Source organism: Sphingobacterium sp. WOUb80, from assembly GCF_050058145.1.
In the GTDB taxonomy this organism is placed as follows: domain Bacteria; phylum Bacteroidota; class Bacteroidia; order Sphingobacteriales; family Sphingobacteriaceae; genus Sphingobacterium.
Map to the genome: position 1 here is coordinate 1,958,373 of NZ_CP165617.1, position 22,735 is coordinate 1,981,107.

The 22,735-nt window shown below is 38.0% G+C and carries 21 protein-coding genes; 10 read left to right on the plus strand and 11 right to left on the minus strand.

The annotated features are described in order from the left end of the window. Positions 1-23: 23 nt before the first annotated feature. Positions 24-353 carry a YegP family protein gene (locus AB1Z56_RS08055; protein ID WP_309366930.1) on the minus strand — a complete coding sequence of 110 codons (330 nt, stop codon included), beginning with the start codon at positions 351-353 and terminating at the stop codon, positions 24-26. Between the two features lie 839 nt (positions 354-1,192). Here AB1Z56_RS08055 and AB1Z56_RS08060 point away from each other — a divergent pair. Beyond that, positions 1,193-1,594 carry a helix-turn-helix domain-containing protein gene (locus AB1Z56_RS08060; protein ID WP_309366929.1) on the plus strand — a complete coding sequence of 134 codons (402 nt, stop codon included), beginning with the start codon at positions 1,193-1,195 and terminating at the stop codon, positions 1,592-1,594. Positions 1,595-1,650: 56 nt separating this feature from the next. Here the strand turns inward: AB1Z56_RS08060 and AB1Z56_RS08065 are convergent, their stop codons facing one another. From AB1Z56_RS08065 to AB1Z56_RS08075, 3 genes are all read right to left on the minus strand, one after another. Further along, on the minus strand, positions 1,651-2,946 hold the full coding sequence (locus tag AB1Z56_RS08065; protein ID WP_426791650.1) for a hypothetical protein: 1,296 nt from the start codon (positions 2,944-2,946) through the stop codon (positions 1,651-1,653). A 167-nt stretch (positions 2,947-3,113) separates the two neighbouring features. After that, positions 3,114-3,629: an N-acetyltransferase gene (locus AB1Z56_RS08070; protein WP_426791651.1), complete on the minus strand. Its 516-nt coding sequence runs from the start codon at positions 3,627-3,629 to the stop codon at positions 3,114-3,116. An 88-nt stretch (positions 3,630-3,717) separates the two neighbouring features. Beyond that, entirely contained in the window at positions 3,718-5,133 is a 1,416-nt protein-coding gene (locus AB1Z56_RS08075) for a PLP-dependent aminotransferase family protein (protein ID WP_426791652.1), read from the minus strand. Positions 5,134-5,191: 58 nt separating this feature from the next. Between AB1Z56_RS08075 and dxs the strand changes: the two genes are divergently transcribed. Together dxs and msrB are read left to right on the plus strand one after the other, a co-directional pair. After that, positions 5,192-7,132: a 1-deoxy-D-xylulose-5-phosphate synthase gene (gene dxs / locus AB1Z56_RS08080; protein WP_426791653.1), complete on the plus strand. Its 1,941-nt coding sequence runs from the start codon at positions 5,192-5,194 to the stop codon at positions 7,130-7,132. A gap of 279 nt (positions 7,133-7,411) precedes the next feature. Beyond that, positions 7,412-8,515, plus strand: coding sequence for a peptide-methionine (R)-S-oxide reductase MsrB (msrB, locus tag AB1Z56_RS08085; protein WP_313270029.1), 1,104 nt, complete (start codon positions 7,412-7,414; stop codon positions 8,513-8,515). Between the two features lie 59 nt (positions 8,516-8,574). Here the strand turns inward: msrB and AB1Z56_RS08090 are convergent, their stop codons facing one another. Further along, the gene (locus tag AB1Z56_RS08090; protein WP_309366923.1) at positions 8,575-9,330 is read right to left on the minus strand and encodes a response regulator transcription factor; all 756 of its coding nucleotides are present in this window, start codon (positions 9,328-9,330) and stop codon (positions 8,575-8,577) included. Positions 9,331-9,610: 280 nt separating this feature from the next. Between AB1Z56_RS08090 and AB1Z56_RS08095 the strand changes: the two genes are divergently transcribed. Together AB1Z56_RS08095 and AB1Z56_RS08100 are read left to right on the plus strand one after the other, a co-directional pair. Beyond that, positions 9,611-10,276, plus strand: a complete 666-nt coding sequence (locus AB1Z56_RS08095; protein WP_309366922.1) for a DUF5694 domain-containing protein — start codon at positions 9,611-9,613, stop codon at positions 10,274-10,276. Between the two features lie 83 nt (positions 10,277-10,359). Then, positions 10,360-11,091, plus strand: a complete 732-nt coding sequence (locus tag AB1Z56_RS08100; RefSeq protein WP_426791654.1) for a DUF3667 domain-containing protein — start codon at positions 10,360-10,362, stop codon at positions 11,089-11,091. Between the two features lie 36 nt (positions 11,092-11,127). Here AB1Z56_RS08100 and AB1Z56_RS08105 read toward each other — a convergent pair whose 3' ends face one another. Together AB1Z56_RS08105 and AB1Z56_RS08110 are read right to left on the minus strand one after the other, a co-directional pair. Next, on the minus strand, positions 11,128-12,843 hold the full coding sequence (locus tag AB1Z56_RS08105; protein WP_426791655.1) for a hypothetical protein: 1,716 nt from the start codon (positions 12,841-12,843) through the stop codon (positions 11,128-11,130). A 219-nt stretch (positions 12,844-13,062) separates the two neighbouring features. Next, on the minus strand, positions 13,063-14,007 hold the full coding sequence (locus AB1Z56_RS08110) for an aldo/keto reductase (protein WP_426791656.1): 945 nt from the start codon (positions 14,005-14,007) through the stop codon (positions 13,063-13,065). Between the two features lie 421 nt (positions 14,008-14,428). Here AB1Z56_RS08110 and AB1Z56_RS08115 point away from each other — a divergent pair, with 421 nt between their 5' ends. After that, positions 14,429-14,797 (plus strand): GNAT family N-acetyltransferase, encoded by a 369-nt coding sequence (locus AB1Z56_RS08115; protein ID WP_426791657.1) that lies wholly within the window; start codon positions 14,429-14,431, stop codon positions 14,795-14,797. Positions 14,798-14,837: 40 nt separating this feature from the next. Here AB1Z56_RS08115 and AB1Z56_RS08120 read toward each other — a convergent pair whose 3' ends face one another. Next, positions 14,838-15,893 carry an NAD(P)-dependent alcohol dehydrogenase gene (locus AB1Z56_RS08120; protein WP_309366917.1) on the minus strand — a complete coding sequence of 352 codons (1,056 nt, stop codon included), beginning with the start codon at positions 15,891-15,893 and terminating at the stop codon, positions 14,838-14,840. 199 nt (positions 15,894-16,092) lie between these two features. Between AB1Z56_RS08120 and AB1Z56_RS08125 the strand changes: the two genes are divergently transcribed. Next, entirely contained in the window at positions 16,093-16,659 is a 567-nt protein-coding gene (locus AB1Z56_RS08125) for a YceI family protein (RefSeq protein ID WP_120334151.1), read from the plus strand. 325 nt (positions 16,660-16,984) lie between these two features. Next, complete coding sequence (locus AB1Z56_RS08130; RefSeq protein ID WP_153844641.1) at positions 16,985-17,569, plus strand: hypothetical protein; 585 nt, start codon at positions 16,985-16,987, stop codon at positions 17,567-17,569. Between the two features lie 32 nt (positions 17,570-17,601). Here AB1Z56_RS08130 and arr read toward each other — a convergent pair whose 3' ends face one another. After that, complete coding sequence (gene arr / locus AB1Z56_RS08135) at positions 17,602-18,345, minus strand: NAD(+)--rifampin ADP-ribosyltransferase (protein ID WP_426791658.1); 744 nt, start codon at positions 18,343-18,345, stop codon at positions 17,602-17,604. Positions 18,346-18,558: 213 nt separating this feature from the next. Then, positions 18,559-19,770 carry an amidohydrolase gene (locus AB1Z56_RS08140; RefSeq protein ID WP_426791659.1) on the minus strand — a complete coding sequence of 404 codons (1,212 nt, stop codon included), beginning with the start codon at positions 19,768-19,770 and terminating at the stop codon, positions 18,559-18,561. Positions 19,771-20,136: 366 nt separating this feature from the next. Here AB1Z56_RS08140 and AB1Z56_RS08145 point away from each other — a divergent pair, with 366 nt between their 5' ends. Both AB1Z56_RS08145 and AB1Z56_RS08150 read left to right on the plus strand, forming a co-directional pair. Next, positions 20,137-20,814 (plus strand): ankyrin repeat domain-containing protein, encoded by a 678-nt coding sequence (locus tag AB1Z56_RS08145; protein ID WP_426791660.1) that lies wholly within the window; start codon positions 20,137-20,139, stop codon positions 20,812-20,814. Positions 20,815-20,912: 98 nt separating this feature from the next. After that, a complete protein-coding gene (locus tag AB1Z56_RS08150) occupies positions 20,913-21,317 on the plus strand; it encodes an NUDIX hydrolase (RefSeq protein ID WP_426791661.1) in 405 nt (134 codons plus the stop codon). Between the two features lie 34 nt (positions 21,318-21,351). Here AB1Z56_RS08150 and AB1Z56_RS08155 read toward each other — a convergent pair whose 3' ends face one another. Then, positions 21,352-22,734 carry a metallophosphoesterase gene (locus tag AB1Z56_RS08155; protein WP_426791662.1) on the minus strand — a complete coding sequence of 461 codons (1,383 nt, stop codon included), beginning with the start codon at positions 22,732-22,734 and terminating at the stop codon, positions 21,352-21,354. Between the last annotated feature and the right edge of the window lies 1 nt (position 22,735).

The following is a 22,735-nucleotide window of genomic DNA, read 5'->3' on the forward strand; positions in this document are numbered from 1 at the left end:
TATCAAATCATAAGCTTTACTCTTTAAGCTATTTCCTCAACTGTAGCATCAGGTGCGTTCTTTTTGACAGATTCAATACCATTCTCCATGCCACTTGCGCTTTCATACATCTCACTAGTCCCAATAATTTGGCCGTTAGTGGCTTTGAGATTGAAGTAATGCTTGCCGTTCGTGGAAGTTTTACGATCAAATTTATTATCATCCTGAGCATTCTTCTTAACAGATTCAATTCCATTCAAACAGTTGGCTTTGGTTGTATAACCTTCACTGCTTAAAATTACCTGTCCATTTCCAGCCTTTAAATTAAACTGGAATTCTCCATTTTTTCTTGTTTTTACTTCAAATTTACCCATTTTCTCAATTAATTAAATAAATACGTGGTTATTGGAATTAACTTCCATACTAAAGATAATACTTTTCAATGTTTTTATTGTAAAACAATGATTAATTTTTTTTAGTAACAAAATTGGGCGTATAGTGCAGTAATTCATCGGCCTAATCTCTTAAAGCGGATATATCCTGTGTTAAAGCATGCAAATTCCTTAACTCTATATATATCGATTCATCAACTTTAATATGGGCTGTAGATGTCATTCGAACTAATTATTCCGATGGAACTCCGCTTACTTGACTTTTCTGTCCCATGGAAAGCAAGACCTTCTCCTTTTAGTATGGTGCAATCATATAGGTTGAAATTAGGAGCAAGTTAAATTTTCTGCATTCTTATCATTCATCAGCATATAGATTTTTTGGTGTGACGCGCGAACACACTGTGTGTGGACATCTAAAAACACTTAAAACATACTATAACCTAAAGTTATAACACTGCATTTTACCACTTAAATATTTAATAAATTTAAAACCCATAAAAACCTAAATTACAAAGAGTAATAATAAAAATATAAGCAAAATAAATCAATTACCAAATCGGAACAGCACTCGGGATTTTTCACTTAATATTTTCCATCGAGCATTACTTTCCGATTTTTTCAATAATAGTCGCCAGTGTGTCAGTTTTAGGTCGATCAACCACAAAAAATTATAATTTTAAAAAGCGAATCGTTAATTTCGAAAAGTAGACTATGAAATTAATATACTAATTTTGGTTCATTCAATAAGATTGATTAAACACCTAACCAAAATATTGAGGCCGCGCAATGTGGGACGGCAACAGGGCAAATTATCTGAAAACATGAAAAACGACATTCCAAAACAAAAAGAAACATTAAATCAATTGGATCAAAATTCAGCATTGCTAACTGAACACCCCATCCTAGCAGAGTTTAAAAATCTAATACACCAATACCCTCAGAATCATTGGGATCTCCAGTTCTATTTGAAAAAGCTTAACGTATCAAGATTAACTTTACATCGATTGACGGTTTCCAACAATGAAGCACCTCCAAGCATGATCGTTAAGGATATTGTAGCAAATGAGATTGCCAAGAAGCTAGCTTCTACTGAAATTCCAATTAAAGAATTGACATCTCGCTATGGTTTCAGTTCATCGGCTTCTTTAACAAGGTTTATAAAAAAGCATACAGGCCTTAGTCCACGAAAATTTAGAGCTTTAAACTCACTGGATTATATCTGATACAATTTGTTTAGGGGCAAAACTCCAAAACGACTAAAAGTCTCGATTGAAGGGAACTATCTTTTAATCAATTTATAATTATTCAATAATTCGTCCCTATGGAGGGCATAGGGCTCTTTGAGCTGTAGTACCCAACCTTCTCCTTCTACTCGCTGTCCTTCGATTTTTGTCGGTATACTAACCGTTATCTTATCCCAATTGGGACTCATGAGTGCTCCATTTTTAACTTCGAGAATTCCCCAATTATCTGTGCCCCTAATGTTCGGATAGACAGTCCCCAGATCTGCAATAGGAAGAATATTTCTTGGGTCAAAAGATATATTCATCTTCTCAAATTTTAGGATCACATGGGGCTGATCAACGAACAATGAGTAATATAACCCGATCTGCTCTTTTATTTTATCTGCTCGTACTTGTTCCTCAGCGAAAATCTTGTTTCCATTATAATCAGGTGCGAGGCCTTCTGCCGCAGATGCTAAATCCTCAGGAAGCTCAATACTAAATTCCCGAATGAAAAAATCAGTCAAATCTGTATTCGCGGAAATATTCTGATTCCAAAACGGATGCTTTAAACGCAGCAAATAACCATAGAGTGCTGTAGTATTATATGCAAAAGACCTGACATAAGTTGGATTTAAGAAAAAACTATCTATTGCATCAATGAAATGTTTTTTAGTCCTCTCTTTGCCTCTGCCACTAATCATTACGCCCGTATATTCAGCTATACCTTCATTAAGTTCCAATTGATTTTCAATTTGGGCAGATCCTGGGAAAAGTGAATTTCGATATCTCCGAAAGATCAATGCGTTCGTCAAATGTTTGTTTTGCTTGTCTTGTGAATCTGTATCAAAAGCCTTTTTAAGTGCTTCTAGCTCTAAACGTAAGAATATACGTCCATTTTGCTGGTCGAGATGATTGCTTTCGTAGTTATTTTGAACAAATCCTAAAGAGGACTGTACGGAATGGAACAATTCATGCGCCAATAAATTTATACGTGCGTAATAATCTTTGGACAAAGGCAACATAACCATCGCCCAGGTATGACCATTCCATTTTAAAGATGTGTTGGCAATATTGACACTATCCGGTAATTTGCCCACATAGATATTTTTATACTTTATGAAAGAATTATCTGTGCCGGAGTTGTTACTAAAGAGTTGTCGTGTGCTTGGATCAACTAAAATAACATTACCATATAGATCCCTGTCCCACAAACCAAAAGATCTTTTAGTTGCAGTTTTAATTTCACTAAAATATTGCACAATACTATCTAACTTTACCTCCTCAAATTCTTGCCCGAATGCGATTGTGCTTAGTAATAGACCGGGAACAACAATTAACAATTTCTTCATTACACAGATTTAAAAGCAGGTTATAAAATACGGCTTTCTACCCCATAAGCTATTAGGGCAGAAATCACATCAATATTTTCTTTTCGATAGCTCAAATTACAAATTTTAATATTAACGTATCCATAACTAAATAAAAAACGCACTGATGGCGTGCGTTTTTTGTTTGTTTACAAATTGATCTTAAGGTATAAGGCTGATTCCAACGGCAACTTATCGAATCGGCTCGTTCCCGGTTGCCTGATAAAACCTTTCTGTTCAAAAAGCCCTGTGAAGGAACTTCCTATGGGTTCGTTGATCCAAATCGCTTCGTAAGTACTGCATACTGTAAGACATTTATCAATTAATGATGTCATTATTTGCTGTTGAGCTTGATGTTGGCAAACACCAAAGTCCGCCACTCGGATGGCGCGTTTACCTTCCACAGCGATCGGTTTCTGGCCTTTTGACGTAATTCTTGCATATCCTATCGGCTGGTCGTCAACATATACCACCAACCATTGATTTGACATACTGTTTATTTCGCTGACGAGGGTTTGCGCATTAAAATTTTCAATAATATAATGTTCCAATTCAACTGGTTTCAATAGTTGAGTAAATTTTTGTATAGCCAATGTTTTGGTGAGCATCATCAGCGCTTCAATGCCTTGTTCTGTTGCGACTGTAAATTTTGTGATTATTTTCATATTTGCATCTACATTTAAAAGCTCAAATGTAAACCCTTTAAATGACTATTATTCGGTACACATTCTGCATTTACAATCGATACAGATGCTAAATAATCCCACATAAATACTGGCCTATAAGCTCAATAGCTTTTACACGTTTATCAGAGAATTTGTCTGCGATGACCATTCTGAAATAGTGTCCGAAGGTATTCGAAAAAGAGAATGTATATCCAGGAGTAAACTTTGCTCCGATTCTTTCACACTGTGTGTAAAAATCGTTCATATTTATATTTCCTGGCATCTTCACCCAAAGATTATAACCGCCAGCAGGTCCGATAACCGCGGTCTTCTCGGGAAAACTGGAAGTAATAAGATTGATAGCCTGATAAGAATTTTTCGCCAATTGCATCCGCAGCGATCGAATGTGCCGATCATAACTATTGTTGCCAATCAGACGGTTTACCGTTTCCTGATTCAAAGGTGAAACTGTGCTCCCTAACGCAAACTTAATCTGCTCGGCATCTTTCAGAAATCTCCCCGTACTCAACCAGCCCAGTCGAATACCAGGTGCCAGTGTTTTTGAATAAGACGAAAATGTCATAACCAGTCCACTTTCATCAAATTGTTTTATCGTAGATGGTCTATTCCCTTGAAAATTCAGATCACCATAGATATCATTCTCAATAACTGCAATGTTATATCGATAAGCAATCTCCAGTAAAGCAACTTTCTGTTCGTCTGAGAGCAAAATACCTGTTGGATTATGAAAGTTGGGTGTAAGGACTACTGCTTTTAGCACATTGCCCTGGCAGGCTTGGCTAAAAAAGTCTATATCAAATCCATCATTACCAAGAACAGGAATTTCAATGACACGTAGTTTTAGCACCCGAATGACTTCCAATACAGAAAACACACATGGGCTTTCCACTGCAACTACATCCCCACATTTACATACAGAGGCTAAGGCAATATATAATGCTTGAAGAGCACCATCTGTAATCAGCAATTCATCTGGATGCAGCGACATCTGATGTGAGGCGGCACGTCTGACAATGTTTTCTTTCAATTGCAGCGAACCATTGGATGGATAATAGCGCAATAATCTGGCCCCCTCTTCCCGAATGACCTGCTGCATAGTCCGAAGTAGCAATTTTTGAGGTATAAGAAGATCTCCCGGTGCAGCAACGTTAAATTCCGAAAAATGGCGAGTTCCTCGAGAGGAAGTCGTCAGACCAATCCCCTGTTCAAAGACCGCATCTCTTGCTACTGGCCGATGTGTAACCCGACCGGTTTCGATCACTATTTCAATCTTCGTGCTAACGTAGTATCCCGATTTTGGAACACTTTCTACCAAACCACGAATCACGAGATACTCATAGCCAGCTTGTATTGTACTCATACTAAAACCATAGTAATCTTTCAATTCACGTACCGAAGGTAGTTTTTGACCGGGCTTATAGGTGCCCGATCTGATATTTTTCTCGATTGTTTGTGTAAAGATTTCAAATTTGTAACTCTTCATCTGTATTGATCACTTTTACATATACTGTACCTGTACCACAAATCTAATCAATTTAAATTTGTACAAAAAAGAAATGACAGGCAATTACCAAATAAACAACCCCGAAGAATTACGGGAGCTTCCACCCCATGTATTACCGCAATTGAGCCAGAATCTACGCACTTTTTTAATTGACCATATCGCTATGTATGGTGGTCACTTTAGTTCAAGCCTTGGTGTTGTGGAGCTTACCATCGCATTGCATTACGTATTTAACACTCCTAAAGACAAATTGATCTGGGACGTAGGGCATCAAGCTTATGTACATAAATTACTAACAGGAAGAGCTCCCCTCTTTCACTCGAATAGGCTTTTAGGAGGTATCAGCGGATTTCCTTCCATGGAAGAAAATGAATTTGACGCCTTCGGCACCGGCCATTCATCAACTTCTCTTTCTGCAATTTTGGGTATGGCATGTGCAGCCAGCTATAGAGGGGACCACAATCGTCAGCATATTGCTGTGATTGGCGACGGTGCGTTGACGGCTGGTCTGGCGTTCGAAGCTTTAAATAATATAGGATTCGAACAGCCTAACGTACTTATTGTTTTAAATGACAACAATATGTCTATTGATGCTGGTACCGGGGCATTGCAGAACTATCTGGTTGACCTAATATCGGGGCACACTTATAATAAATTAAAAGCTCACATTAAAAAGCTCTTGTCGACTAAACAGCGGGCAGGCTGGTCTATCGCTACAATCCGAAAATTGGAAAAACTTATGAAGACAGGCTTACTTGCTTCGAGCAATCTTTTCGAAGCTCTAAATATCCGCTATTTTGGACCGATTGATGGTCATAATCTTCCAAAATTAATCAAAGTATTCGAACAGCTAAAACAGATCCCCGGGCCCAAAATATTACACTGTGTAACACAAAAAGGAAAAGGCTTTGCGCCAGCAATGCTAAACAAAGAACTGTGGCATGCAACCGGAAAATTCGATAAGCTGACGGGCATGCGTTTAGAAAACAAGTCTTCTCAGCTTTATAGGAACACATTTCAGGAGGTATTTGGGGAAACGCTGACCAAATTGGCCCAGAGCAATAACCGTATCGTGGCCATTAGTCCAGCCATGCTCTCGGGCAGTAAGTTGACTTCAATGAAACAAGCGATGCCCCATCGTGTTTTTGACGTTGGTATCTGCGAACAGCACGCTGTTACTTTTTCTGCGGGTCTTGCCACCGATGGATTGCTGCCTTTCTGTGTCATCTATTCGACATTTTTACAGCGCGCATACGATCAGCTGATCCATGATGTCGCATTGCAAAAATTACAGATCGTGCTCTGTATTGACAGAGCTGGCGTAGTCGGTCCCGATGGCCCCACTCACCAGGGTGCATTTGACATTGCTTTTCTCCGTTGCATACCCAATATCGTGGGGGCTTCCCCTATGACACTGACGGATCTTAGAAACTTACTATTTACCGCACAGGCCGGCCCTGTTGAAGGGCCATTTGCAATCCGCTACCCAAAAGGTTTTGGCATTCAGGATCAGCATACCAATAGATTCACCAAACTTGAAATCGGAAAAGGAAGAAAACTCTGCGTCGGTAAAGATATTGCAATACTTTCTCTCGGCCCGGTCGGCCAATATGCTATGGAAGCCTGCAGCGAATTGCTCAACGAAGGAATATCTATTGCTCATTATGATTTAAGGTTCTTTAAACCCCTCGACGAAGAACTCTTACATGAAGTATTCCAAACATATCCTTATGTCATTACTGTCGAAGATGGATGTATAGCAGGTGGCGTGGGCAGCGCTATCATGGAATTTATGGTCGATCAGGGTTATAAGGCCCGTTTAAAAAGACTGGGACTACCTGATACTTTTGCGGTCCAGGGCACCCAAGAAGAACTTCATAGACTCTATGCTTATGACAAGGAAGCTATAATCGCAGTAATAAGACAGTTTTATGACAACGTAGCTTCCTTATCAGCCAACAGTGTATCTCGTTATTAAAACTGTCCTATTTTCACTTGATCATTCATCTCCGATGCGCCATAGAAGCTATTGACAGGATAAGAATTATACTGTCAAACATTCCACGCTCGATTGTCGCCAGAGTGGTCTTTTTGTCAGTATCCAAGTTTGATTTAACGACTTCGTCTTTCAATTGTAAAAAGAGTACTAAGATTTAATGACTGCTGATATCTCCGAGCGAAACAGCGTAGAAAGGTACGGTGTTTGTTAATTGACATAAAGAAACAATTATGTTTCTTTCGCTTAGCAATTCATATTATGAAACACTTATTTATCCTCCTTGCTATAGCCATCGGTCTATTTCTGATCAGTAAGGTTTGTTTTTCACAAAAAGGAAAAGATTTAAAATCGTCAACACAAAATACTATGAATACTACACATCAAAAAGATCATGTCATCTATTTTGCAGGAGGCTGCTTCTGGGGAACGGAACATTTCTTTAAACAAGTTCGAGGGGTTACTGCAACCGAGGTTGGCTACGCCAATGGAAATCTTCAAAATCCCTCTTACACACAAGTTTCTACAGGAAAGACTGGTTTTGCAGAAACAGTAAAGGTAAGCTACGATCCTCAGGCTGTAGACCTCAGACTGCTCGTTGACCTTTTCTTCAAAACTATTGATCCAACCTCAGTCAATAAACAGGGTAATGATATAGGCACACAGTACCGCACAGGTATCTATTACAATAATGTGGAAGATGCCGCTATCATCAAAGAACAGATCACTAAATTGGCAGGTCAATATTCGGGCAAAATAGTTGTCGAAGTAGAACCTTTACAGAACTACTATGATGCAGAAGCCTACCATCAAAAATACTTGGACAAAAACCCAGGTGGCTATTGTCATATAAGTCCGGATCTATTTGAACTTGCCCGAAAGGCGAACCCAGAAAAGACGGCATTGAATTCCGAAAAATCATTTAAAAAAGCAGACAAGGAAACCTTGAAGAAGGAGTTAACACCATTACAATTTAATGTCACACAAAACGGTGCAACTGAGCGCGCATTCGACAATGAATACAATGATGAATTCAGGGAAGGGATATATGTCGATGTTACTACAGGAGAACCCTTATTTGTTTCCACGGATAAATTTGAATCTGGCTGTGGCTGGCCAAGTTTCTCTAAACCGATTAATGATAGCCTGATTCAGGAACTCTCAGACAATTCTTATGGAATGCGAAGAACGGAAGTACGCAGTAAAACTGGAGACGCTCATCTCGGTCACGTTTTTAATGATGGACCAGCCGACAAAGGTGGTTTGCGCTACTGCATCAACAGTGCTTCGCTGCGTTTTGTTCCAAAAGATAAGATGAAAGCAGAGGGCTACGAAAAGTACCTGCCCTTATTGGTAAAAAAATAGCTAAATAGCGCCTCCTTACGGGGGCGCTTTTATTAAAACAGGATCAATTCCTCGCTCCGCTACAATAATCTATTGTTCAACGCAATGACCAGTGCTTCATTCATATTACTCACACCCAACTTTTCAAATAATTTCCGTCGATGAAATTTCACCGTATCTATCGAAACGAATATTTTCTCTGAAGTTTCGTGAATTGTCAGACCACGATGATAAAAACGTAAGATCTCTACCTCGCGTTCTGTAAGATTGATCTTTTTTTGCGAATTCCACTTACCGGTCAAGAGATCTAGCTCCCATAACGAATCAGAATGCAGTTTTTCGATTGTCACGTTACCTGAAGATACCTTCGTTGACAGTGATACGATACAGATTGCTTTCCATATTTTACCTTCTTCTGTCAAAAAAATAGGCGTCAATTTATGGTTGATTAGAATAAATTTATTGTAGGCGTTTTGTATCTGAAAATCATAAGATATAATATGAAGCTTTCTTTCCTCCATGGGGATTTTTTCGTAAAAGCTAAAACCCGCTTCGTTAATATTGATGAGCATCTGGAAGTCTTCTGGTGAAACATATTTTTGATAAAAGCTATACCCCATTTCCATCACTTCAGTAGCTGTTAAACCTGCCAAAAACAATGGATTATCTGATACAAACTCAAAACTTTTAGCTTGATAATCTATCACGTAAATACTTTGGTAAGTAACTCGTGAAAATGCTTTGACGAGCTCGATGTAACCATAGGCTTGTGATAGGTCCTTCTCTGAAAGTTTATCTACCGTATTTTTTTGAGAAAACAACGCGTTAAAATCCATATCAAAATTCTAAATCCCGAAGTTAAAAAAAACTACACTCAAGTGTAGCTTTTAATTAGACAAACTGTAATACTTTTGGAAAAAACAGCTAAAAAACTAGCCATCATAACTGAAAAACATATAATCGTATAATAGCACAATGTTCATTAACGCCATCCACCTTAGAAATATTGGGATAATCCTCGGGGTCTTACTCTATGGAAACTCCTATGCCCAGAAAAAAATAGAGGTTCTGAATTTTGCGACATTTCACATGAGCTACACACCTGATGCTCATAAAGTGGATTTCGATGAAAAGGATAAAAAAAATAGAGATGAAACCCTTAAAATAGCCAAATTATTAGCTGCGTTTAAACCAACAATTATCTGTGTGGAAATTGTGCCGCAAAAAAATAAAGAATTAAACATAGATTATACTTCTTTTATCAATGATAAAGCCTATAAAACCAAGTTTGGCGGCGAAGTAGCCTTAATCGCTTATGAAGTTGGCAAACTTGCAGGGGTAAAAAAAATTTATGGAATTGATGAGCAGGAAACCGCTCTTTATAATTACAACATCGGAACAGAACTAGACAACCAGGTAGACAGCGTAACCTCCAAAAACTATATTAAAAATATAATGAAGGAATTTTCCAGCATTGAAGAACTTTCAACACTCAATAAATTAAAACTATTTAATCAGCAAGAGACTTTACAAAAATTTATTAACATAAACGCGGATATACTCACATATAGCAGTACCAAAGGCAATTTTGAGGGAGCAGATGAAGCTAGTAAGTTCTATCGGAGAAATTTAAGAATATTCTCCAACCTCAATCAAATTCCGGTAACAGAACAAGATCGCATTTTTATTATCTCGGGCGCCGCTCACGCCGCTTTTCTGCATGAGTTTATAAAAAGGAGTCCTAAATATCAACTCAAAGAAGCTGCGGAATATCTTAATTAATCCAATCGGGAATGACGATCTCCTTTTGACGTCCTCCACCTTAAAAAAGGAAGACTAACCTTTAACTAAAGAAACACGTAAATATGATAAATTGCAAAAACTGTGGTACGGACATGACATCAAAATTCTGTCCCGATTGTGGTCAGCCTGCGGTTCTTAAAAGAATAGACGCCCATTATGTTGCCCATGAAATAGAGCACGTACTTCACTTTGAACGCGGCATACTCTATACTATTCGAGAACTGGTGACTGCTCCCGGACTGAATGTACGAAACTATATTTCTGAAAACCGAAGCCGCCTAGTGAAACCAATCATTTTCGTTATTGTGACATCATTGCTGTATTCTATCATTTCGCATTTCTTCCATACAGAAGAAAGATACATGCAGTCAATCGACACACACTCCATTGAAAAAAAACTAATTATAACAACCAAAATCTTCCAGTGGCTACAAAATCATTACGGCTATGCGAATATCATTATGGGATTCTTTATCGCACTCTGGACTAGAATATTCTTCAAAAAATACGATTATAACCTTTTCGAGATCCTCATACTTTTGTGTTTTATTATGGGGATGACCATGTTAATTTATGCCCTGTTTGCCATTATGGAGGGGGTGACCCATATTAGTTTAATAGTGCATGCAACTGTATTAAGCTTTGTCTATTATTCTTGGGCAATAGGCCAATTTTTTGATAAATCTAAAATGATCAATTATTTCAAAGCATTCATAGTCTTAATATTAGGCTTTACAACATACTCTATAGTCATACTTTGCATCGGTATCACATTGGACATATTTGCAAAATAACAGTCCTACGATATGGTTCTATCAAAAAAATAATTATCAATTGATGCGACAAATAGGATAAAGAAGATGAGATCCCTCATAATAAGGAGAATGTCTGTATATCCAGTCTAATTGTGCTTTTCCATTTTCGGCAAATTTAGGATTGGTCATTTTTTCTCTTTCAAATGCAGCTCCTAATTCTTTATCCTCTTTTAGAAGCTTAGCTGCCGTGTCTTCAAAAACATAGGCTGAATAATACTCTTTCTGGCCTAAGATTGCATCAAAGAAATTCCAATTGAAATAAGAATCAATAGCTTCAGGCTCTAAAGTTTCCAGCAAAAATTTCACGCCTTCTTGATTCAATGGTACCAAACAATCGCCAGCGCTAAATTTGACCTTGTTAACTTCCCGAAGAAGATCGGTATCAAAATGCAAATAATGTCCCTCATAGGGGCTTGAAGTTGTCTTGAAGTCCTTAATCCTGTATTGCTCCACTGTAATAACAGTATCCTTATTGATACATATCAATTTGATTTGGTTGAGCTTTAACAAATCAATAATTTTCCATTCGGACTGCGGTATTACATAATACTTTGGAATAGTGATTTCTTTTGTTGGCATATACGTATTGTACAGTTTAACTTGCTTTGAAAATTTTGCTTCCCTATCATACCACAATCTATCTTTGGAAGAAACATCACTCTGTTTATATTTTGCTTCAAAGCCTTTAAAGTCCATCGTTTCATACCTGGAGGAATCAAGCTTCCATCCAATGGCGTATTTATTCCCTATTTTATATTGATCCAGGTTTTCAGATCTCTTCTGCTTGATGATCTTCCAATTCTCCTCCATAAAATTGAGGTTACAAAGCATATAATCATAAGTCGCTTTAACCCGTTCTTTATAAGGCTTCAACATGTGCGTTTCTACAACCGTTCCAATTACATTAAATAAACTGGTGTAACCCGTTGCGTATCTCGGTGAGTCCATAAAAGCTGGAAATCCACCATCTGGAACGTCGTTATGGATGTTAACATAGGGAACAGAAATAAATCCTTTTCCCTGAAGATCCTTTAGCAAGGTTTTCTGCATTTGGCCGTTAAAGTAGTTTCCCAAAAGGTTTCCCAAACGTTCTTTATTTGTTGAAATATACGTGAATGTGTATTGATAATCTGCACCGTTGCTGACATGGTTATCAATAAAAACATCAGGTTTGATCCAGTGAAAAATCTGCTGGAAACTACGTGAGTTTTTGGTGTCCGTTTTGATAAAATCTCTATTTAAGTCATAATTTCTAGCATTTCCTCGGAAACCATACTCCTCAGGACCATTTTGATTGGCCCTGGAAAAACTACCTCTATTCAACATTCCACTGACATTATAACTCGCGAGCGCAACGACAATTACATTTTTTGGCGGTTTAATTTTTCCTGTTGCCAAATCTCTCATAAGCATCATAGTCGCGTCGATCCCATCTGGCTCTCCAGGATGAATGCCATTATTGACAAATAAAATACACTTCTCTTTTCTCGACTCCTCCAAAGTATTTCCTGAAGGATTAAATATAACGACATCGATTGGTTTATTGTTATCATCTTGCCCCTTTGGTTCATAACTGATAGATGCGTATTGCTGTGCTAATCCCTGATAGTATCTACGCATTTCATCAAAAGTTGTCGTCTGATTACCATTGCCTTGTTCATATGGTGTAAGCGTCTGGGAATAACTTCTACCGGAAAGCAATACCAAAAAGAGTATCAAGATTTTTTTCATAAGATCAATTTATCAACCTAATTTACAATAAACTTCTTAAAGTATAGAAATAACCTCCTCTTGTCCTGGTCCATTGTTTTGTTTTATACAACGCTTATTAGCATACGTATTTCTCTATTTCTTATCTTCCAGACAGAAATAAAAAATCCCCACCAAAGGTGAGGATTTCTGTATGATGGTTGGGATCTAATAAGTGATCACTGGATAATTATAAAATCATCATTTACTCACTTCATTCAACAATTCAATGTCCTCTGTATCCAATTTTAGCGCCGGAGCAGCAAACAATGTTTCCAATTGATTTTCACTTGTAGCACTTACAATCGGTGCCGTAATAAGGGGTTTGGCCAACAACCAAGCTAGCGCTACCGTCGCCTGTTTCGCCTCATGTTTCTCAGAGATGGAATCCAGTGCTTTCAAAACAGCTTTTCCTTTCTCATCAAAATACTTCTTAATTCCTCCCCCTCTGGCTGTTTTATCAAAATCTGCTTCAGTGCGATATTTACCTGTCAGAAATCCGGCAGCAAGCGACCAATAAGGAAATACACTCAAGCCATATCTTTCAACCAACGAAGCATAATCTGTTTCAAAACCTGCCCGTTCAACAAGATTGTAATGTGGCTGTAATGCGACATATTTGGGTAGACCGTTTTTCTCTGCAACATCAAAGCTTTCGATTAATCGTGCTGGAGACAAATTAGAAGCTGCAATATACCTAACCTTGCCCGCTTTAATCAATTCATCATAAGCAGATAGCGTCTCCTCCACCGGTGTTACTTTATCGTCAAAATGGGTATAGTATAAATCAATATGATCTACTCCCAACCTTTTTAAAGATTCATCTGCAGATTTCAGAATATGCTTTTTTGATATATCGTAGCCGTGCTCCTTGGTTTCCGAGCCAACTTTTGTTGCAATCACCATATCCTGACGATTACCACGGCTCTTCAGCCATTTGCCAATAATTTCTTCTGATTGTCCCCCTGTGCCATTTACCCACCATGAATAGGTATCGGCCGTATCAATAAAATTAAATCCTGCCCCTACAAATTTATCTAAAATCTCAAATGACTGCTGTTGGTCCAAAGTCCATCCAAAAACATTTCCACCAAAATTAATAGGTGCTATCTGCAAATCTGTGTGTTGTATTTCTACCTTTTTCATTGAAATTATTTATTTATTGTCTCATTGAATAAAAAATATTTATCACATAATATGTGTAAAAACTACACTAAAGTTACGCTATTCACAGCGAGACAGGCTCAAAAACCGTCACATAAAATTGTCATAAAAAAAATCTAAAACAACTTAGTTATTCAGCCTTTAGGCAAAGCTGTAGGAATGAGAAGATACAGATATGATAAGAATATGCTAAATTGCAGGATAATTTCCCTGGGTGATTTATCATCTGATTCATCACCTCATTACAGAAACTTGTATTCTGAGTTTATGGTTAAGCAGAATATGCCCCATCAAACTAAATAGATTAAACCGTTAAAACATCAACATAGTAATGTCCCAATTAACATATCGAACAGCACTGGAAAGTGATTTGAATTTTCTTTTGGATTTAAGAACAAAAACTATGAATCCCCATTTAATAGCATCTTCTCTTTCGACAACCGTCGACTCACATATGCTGAGAGTAAAATACAAATTCGAACATGCCTCCATCATTGAATATAATAGAACATCAATTGGACTCTTAAAAATAGAAAGAAAACAGGATAGTATCGAGTTGATACAAATTCAGATCGATCCGCTATACCAAGGCAGAGGAATCGGAAAAAAGATCTTTGAACAGATCATAAATGAAGCAAATTCCGAGAAGAGATCAATTACATTACAGGTTTTAAAAGTCAATAAAGCACAAAGACTATACGTAAAGCTTGGATTTAAAATTATGGAAGAAAGTCACGACTCTTATTTAATGAAATATTCAAAAGATGTTTAGATAAAAACAGGCTGCTCGAAGGAGTCAACCTGTTTTTCTCCTACTTTTCGATAGATGCCATATCGATTACAAATCGATATTTTACATCACTGTCCAATACGCGTTGATAAGCCTCGTTGACGTAATCAATGTCAATCATTTCTGTCTCGGGAAGAATACTATGTTCAGCACAGAAATCAAGCATGTCCTGTGTTTCTTGTATTCCTCCAATACTAGAAGCTGTTAGAATCTTATTTCCTCCCATGATGGAGCGTCCATTAATCTCCATAGGAGCAGCAGGAATTCCCACACAAATGTAAACACCTTTTGTTTTCAGCAATGCTAAATAGAGGTTGTAGTCGTGGGGTGCGGATACGGTATCGATGATGAAATCAAAATACGATGAGAACTCTTTTATTTCATCCGCTTCATGTGTATTCAAGAACTTATGTGCGCCAAGCAAAGCTGCGTCGTCCTTTTTTCGCGGCGAGTGACTTATCATGGTAACCTCTGCTCCCATAGCTACTGCAATTTTGACCGCCATATGCCCTAATCCACCTAAACCCAGTACCCCTACCTTATGACCTTTGCTTACATTCCATCTTTTTAATGGCGAATAAGTCGTAATCCCAGCACAAAGCAACGGTGCAACCTTTTTGATATCCAAGGATTCGGGCACATGAAGCACAAAATCTGCATCCGCAACAATATTATTGCTGTACCCACCAAATGTATAGCTGTGATCATGCATCACATCCTTGCTATTATAGGTCCAGACGGTCTTCTTTTCTGAACAGAACTGTTGTTGATCCGACTTGCAGTTGTCACACTCTCCACAAGAGGCAACCATGCAGCCCACACCAGCTAGATCACCTTTTTTAAACTTAGTCACTTCAGGACCAACTGCGCTGATGCGGCCTACAATTTCATGACCAGGCACAATCGGGTATTGTGTTCCCCCCCATTCATCATGCACTTGATGAATATCGGAGTGACAGATCCCACTATACAAGATATCTATTAAAACATCGTTTGCACCAAGCTCCCTTCTTTCAAATTCCCAGTACTCAAGTGGAGAACTACTGTCTTTTGCCGCATAACCTTTCGATTTAATCATATTATCTTTTTTTTATAGACCAAAATTCGGATACGAAAATATCTTCGATCCACGATTTACTTTGTGCTAAGTTAGTCGCTATTGCCGACTGATAAAGAAGTCGAGTATAATATTGACATTGCGCAAACAAAAAAACAAGTTTAAACATAGAAGTATCCGCACGAGACCATGTATATTTGAGTTGATATAAATCACTTCAATGAAAAGAACCAGTCTAACGCTAGCAATTATTTGCTTAACATCAATGGCATTCGCCCAAAAGATAAGCTACAAAGTGAACACGCAAAATTCGACGATCAAATGGAATGCGAAAAAAGTTGTCGGGGGACATGTGGGAACAATCAATATACAAGAAGGAACGGTACAGACAGAAAAGGGGAAAATTACCGGCGGTGGTTTTACCATAGATATGAATTCCATGGCTTGTACTGATGCTCCCAAATTGACCGGGCATCTAAAAAATGAAGATTTCTTCAATGTGCCTACCTACCCCAGCAGTAAATTTGTCATCAGTAAAGTTGATAATAGCAAAGGTAATCCAATCATAACGGGTAATCTGACGATTAAGAATAAAACAAAATCGATCTCCTTTCCAGCAAAAGTCACCACAACTGCAGACGGACTTTCTGCTGAAGCTATAGGAGTTAAGGTAAATCGACTGGACTTTGATATACAGTATCGTTCAGCAAGCTTTTTCTCCGACTTAGGCAATCGCGCCATCGATGATGAATTCACCTTAGATATCGTGCTTAAGGCTGTAAAATAAAAAAATCGTAGGAGCCATTTGTTAATACAGGTGGCTCTTTCTTCACTACGTAATCGCGCCGAGAATCGACGCGATTTACTCAAAATGATTTGACACACGGGTTACTTAAAGCTGTGATGTCACCTCATATCGACACGGAAAATCCAATAATTATTACACTTATCCTTCCTCAGAAATAGCGCATTAGCGCAGTACGACAGCATTAAACAAAGACTCTATTAAATTAGATTTGATTCAAATTGCACTTTGCAAGCCATAAGATTGATGAAAGTAAAGTTTTAAAATTATCTTTAAACTCGCTAAAGTAAGGTTAGACAAATTATATATGGAGAAAATAAAAACTTTTCAACAGCACGAGCTTAATAGAATTAGAAAAAATTGGAGTGAAAGTGATCTCGCATTTGAAAAGTTGGGAAGATCTTCTAATATATCCGATTATTCGGATCGGGAGATCAATGAAATGCTGCTCGGTGTATATAAAGACAGTAAACACCTTATGGTCGATGAAGGCTACTTTATTGATCTCTCAAAAGCGCATAAAGCCAGTTGTATTTTGGTTGATGTATCCTATTCAAGACGTATCAAACCTGCTCCAAACAGCATACTTAATCTTCAAGATATCCGTAATTTTTACATTGAAGATTATTTTATAGAGACGAAAGAAGCATTCTCCAACAAAAATAAACATAAGATAACGGGTTATCTCAAAAAGATCGGCGGTATCAGTTTGGGTAAAGGGCAATACAATTATCTGTATTCTATTCCGAACGATTTCAAAACGTTTTTCGGGGATACACCGGCCGATCTGTTCTATCCAATACAACGTTATATCAACGGGTTATTTTTTGACGACGATTATCGAATTTCAGATTTTGAAGTCATCAGTAAGATTGTTATCAGTAAGACATAATTCCGATTGCCGGAGCAACCGCTCCTGGTTTCTTAATTGATAATCTCGCCACCATTCTGATCTAGTTTATCACGAAATTTTTCAAGTTCCTGAACACCTGGTATTGCCCATTCAGCAACCTCACCTATAATCTTTAATGGAGATTCCGATCGGTAGGAACGTGTCGGATTTCCGGGAAACTTCTGGTCCGTCAGATTAGGGTCATGCTCATAATCACCGGTAGGTTCAACCATAAATACCCGCTCCTTGCCATCGCCTTTTGCTAGCGCCGCTGCTAATCCGGCTCCAGTCATCATGGCTGTAAAATAAATGTGGTTCATTTTAAATTCAGCCTTATAATTGGAATTGAATCCAGGCGTCAATAAATCTCCAATTTGCGCGTTTGCTTTTGTACCATGGTAGAAAGGGCCCTTATCAACCAGATTATTCCTATAGGAAGATGCCAATCTAGCATATTCAGCCGCCATTGCTTCTTCCCTTAAGTCTGTATAGGTTTCGGAAATTTTCGAATAGAGTCCAGGTAGCGCGCTGCTTCCCCGATCATCTTCTATTACCAAAGCGTGATCTAAGGCTATCTGAAGCCAATGTAAGCGATCAGGCACCGTTTTTTGTTGTCTTGCTACAAAATAGGCCGAAATTAACTTCTCATGGTCATCAGCAGCGTCTGCCCAAGCCTGCATAAAAAAATCTAATGCTTCATCAGCTTTGCCTTCTTCTTCCATACGCATTCCTTGTATGCAAAGCTTTACAACATGATTAAATGGTGAAAATTCCATATTTAAATGTTTAAACCTGATCCTCAGTGATCATCTATATTCAAACCCAATAATAGCTATATTCTAGCTTTCAATCTTGTTATATCAAGATAACAAAAGAGCCAGTCATTTATAATAACTGGCTCCCACATATAATTGTTCTTTCTTTTCCAATATTTCTGTTGCGATATGCAATAAGGAGATACTTGCTTTATAGCGTTATAAGAACCCCATTTAAAATACAATATTTCCTTTGTGCAATAGTGATGTCACTGGCGAAATACGCGAAACTGCTTCTGCCGAACAACTTGCATCGACAAAAACCATGCTTGCTTCATCCCCTACTTTTGGCCACTGCTGATTACCCTGATTATCCAAAGGTAATTTATAACGCGTGGCAAAAGCAAGCGCTCTTGATAAACCAAATTCCGTCCCATAACCATATAGCTCTGCAATAAGATTCGCTTTTTGAAGCATATTACCAGATCCAAAAGTATTCCAATGGTCTTGAATATTGTCGTTACCAACCAATACTTCCACACCGTATTTTCGCAGTGTTGGTATTGGCATAATCATGTTGCCAAAAGGCACTGAGGAAACAATCCCAACTCCTGCCTCTGCAAGACGTGCTGCTATTTTCTCTGCCTCCACATTGGTGAGACGACTAAGTGCAAAGGCATGGCTTACAAAAGCTTTTCCTTTCAATGCTGGATTTTCTAACGTTCGATCGATCAAAAACTCAATTGTCTTTATACCACTTTCTCCCATCTCATGGAGATGTATATCGATCCCTTTTTTATTATCGAGCGCCAACTTGGTAATCTGTTCCATGGTTCTTTCTATGCTTCCATCTAGGGAGTATGGATCTACTCCACCGATAAAACTTACTGCATCCAATTTTGCAACATCTTTTAAAATAGGTAATGTCTCCGTATAGTAGAGACCATGCTGTGGAAAAGCAACCAGCTCAGCTTCCACAGTACCTTCTTTTGAAGCAAGTGCTTTTTCTAAGTTCGATAGAGATTTCAGTCCTGATGTTGGATCAACATTGAAATGTGATCGAATAAAATCGGTTCCATAGGCCTGCAAAAAATCCAGCATTTTACCCGTTCTTTCTACAGAAGTATTTAGCCATGTGGGAATCATTTTTTGTTCATAGGCGATCATATCCTTCACGGTATGTCGTGTTGGAGATACTGCTTCCCAAGGCAAACCAAATAACATTTTGTCCAAATGTGCATGCATATCTTTAAAGGCCGGTAGCATTAGATGTCCTTTTGCGTCAATAGCATTTACATTTGGATCATTGGGTTTAAGCAATTTTATCTTACCATCTTCAACTTCGACGGTATGTAAAGCGGTGTTTGTCCTTACAACTTCATTACCTTCATACTCAAAACCAGTCTCCAGTAATACATTTTTTAAACGATATGTTTTAGCTTTCATATTTATTTTGATAAAAGCCATTTCCGGTCATCAATAAACGATAAGACAATAGAAATGGCATCTGTTTGCTGAACAAAGGTCGCAATGTTTCCCTCGGATGCTTTGCAGAATACATCCCGATACTTGAACAATTTATCACAGCGTTCGCTTTAAACAACAATAGCCGACCAAACGACTGGAAAACGAGGTGTTAACGATTATCTAAAAATGACGTGAATAATGAATCTCCTAATATGTCGCTGGAATAAATTCTCCAACGGATGAGATGAAAACTACATTGCAGCAATACTGTTATCTACTATTTTTGTGAAAGGTATCGGAATTTCTTCAACTGCTTATTGATGAAATTGCACTAATCAAAAAAAGATGAAAACAACTTTAATATTCCTCATCATGATGACTTTAACCAACTCGTGTCGCTCAGCATTCACAGAAAGCCCCGCTACTGAAGCTGCGCCGCAGGAAGATATTATTAAATTGGTCAACAAGAATGACATACAAGGGGTCAGAAATGCGTTGGAAAACAATATCGACGTGAATAGTAAAGATGCAAACAAACGCTCTCTCCTGCTTATTGCAACAAACAATGGACATCTTGAAATGGCAAAATTATTGGTAAAATATGGTGCCGACGTCAACCTTCAAGCGGACAATATGGATAGCCCATTTTTATATGCGGGTGCAAGCGGACAGACAGAACTTGTCAAACTATTCTTAGATCACGGAGCTCGTTTTGATCTATTTAATAGATATAACGGCACAGCTTTGATCCCTGCATGCGAGCGCGGTCACGTCGAAACGGTAAAATTATTAGCCAATACAAAAAATTTCCCCTTGGACCATGTCAATCGTTTAGGATGGACTGCTTTGATGGAAGCAATTGTACTCGGTGACGGAAGTAAAAAATATCAGGAAATCGTTCGGATTCTCAAAGATGCTGGAGCAAAATTGGATATTCCTGATTTTAATGGAACAAGCCCTTTGCAACACGCAAAACAAAGAGGCTTCAATGAAATTGTTAAGATACTAACATCAGGAATATAAAGGTTCATCCTCTTTTAAATACTCAAATTTGAATAAAATCTCAAGAAGTATTTCACCATGCTATCTGATTTTTCATTCTCAATGGCTAGTTTTGTAACATGCAGCATAAAATAATAGACAAAGTTGCTTTAATTAACATTAAAGATAGGAAAATCCTGAGTACACGATCCAAGACTAAAACAAAATTTTACTTTCCCGGTGGTAAACGAGAGAATAATGAATCCGATATTACCTGTTTAAAAAGAGAAATACTGGAGGAGCTTTCTGTGCACATAGTCGAAGAATCAATGCGCCTTTTGGGCACCTTTGAAGCAATCGCCGATGGACGAAATCAAGATACGCTCGTAAGAATGATCTGCTACTTTTCTGATTTCGAAGGAGTATTGCTTCCAGCCAATGAAATTGAAACATTTGAATGGTTAACCTATAAGGACAAAGATAGAACCTCTGCCGTGGATCAACTTATCTTTCAGCAGTTAAAGGAAATGAACCTCATTGATTGAAGTTAAACTGAATACCCTATCATGTGCCAGAAAGTCAGGTAATACTTTTTTTCAATGTAATAACCGTAATTTCAGGCCAAACACCTACCCTGCCTTTTAGGCCATGAAAACCAAAACCACGATTGACATATAGGTATTTTCCTTCTTTTTGATAAAGTCCGGCCCACTGTTTATAAAAATATTGGATCGGACTCCATTTAAAGCCAAACAATTCTATTCCAAACTGCATACCGTGTGTATGCCCGGCCAAGGTTAGATGAACATGCTGATCATGCCCAAGTGTAACATGATCCCAATGTGAAGGGTCGTGAGACATCAATATTTTGAACGTATCTTTGGCTAATCCAAGGGTTGCCTTTGCTAGATCGCCGTATTGGTGAAACCCACCTTTTCCCCAATTTTCAACACCAATTAATGAAATTCGGGCTCCTTGCTTCTCAATCGCAATAGATTCATTTAACAGCAACTTAAATCCCATTTCATGATGTATTTCTTTCAGCCTATTCAAATTTGAAGTTTTCGATTCGGCACTTTCCCACTGCACATAATCTCCATAATCGTGGTTTCCAAGTACCGAAAATTTACCTGCGGGAGCTTTCAACCGGTTAAAGTCCGAAATCCAGGGTTCCATTTCTGAAGCTTTATTATTCACCAAATCCCCCGTAAATAATACAAGGTCACTGTGTTGTGCGTTTGCTAATTCGATACCTTTACGAACTCCTTTGATATCAGATAAACTTCCCGAATGGATATCCGAAAGCTGTGTAATTTTAAACCCATCAAATTCCTCCGGAAGATCTGGAAAACTTAATACCTCTTCCCGAACCCTATAAAAATGACGGCCTCTCGTTAAGCCGAAAAAAATAAGCAATAACATCGCTCCGCCCAAAAGAAGTACAATCTCACTTAAAAAAATGCTCCGTGGTGGAAAGGAACGAAAAATACGAGTAAGATCTTCTATAAATAAAAACGGAATAGCAAGCAGTTTCGGTATAAAGACAATCAAAAATGCGGTGATCAGACTGGTCGCTGTATGCTGAACATCATATCCCGCCCTTCGCAAAAAAATTAGGGTAAAAACCCCAAACAACAACAGTACATCTAACCACCAATACATGTTGTGCCAGATTGAACCTTGAATAACAGTACTGAAAGCCTGAAAAAAATAGATGTCACCTAACGCAAATAGGGATAATATCAGTAAAAGTCGCTTTGCCATATCGATAACGTATTGATTTAAAATTGCTAATGATATGCCAAAAGATCTATTTTTTAGATTCTTAAACCGTTCTACTCTAAATACTGATTTCCCTGTGACAATTGGAACTATTTTAATCCGCAACAGATAGTAAAGCATGGATACGATCAGGCCATACATGTCAAGATGTCTTATTCTAGGTCTAAATACATGATCCATA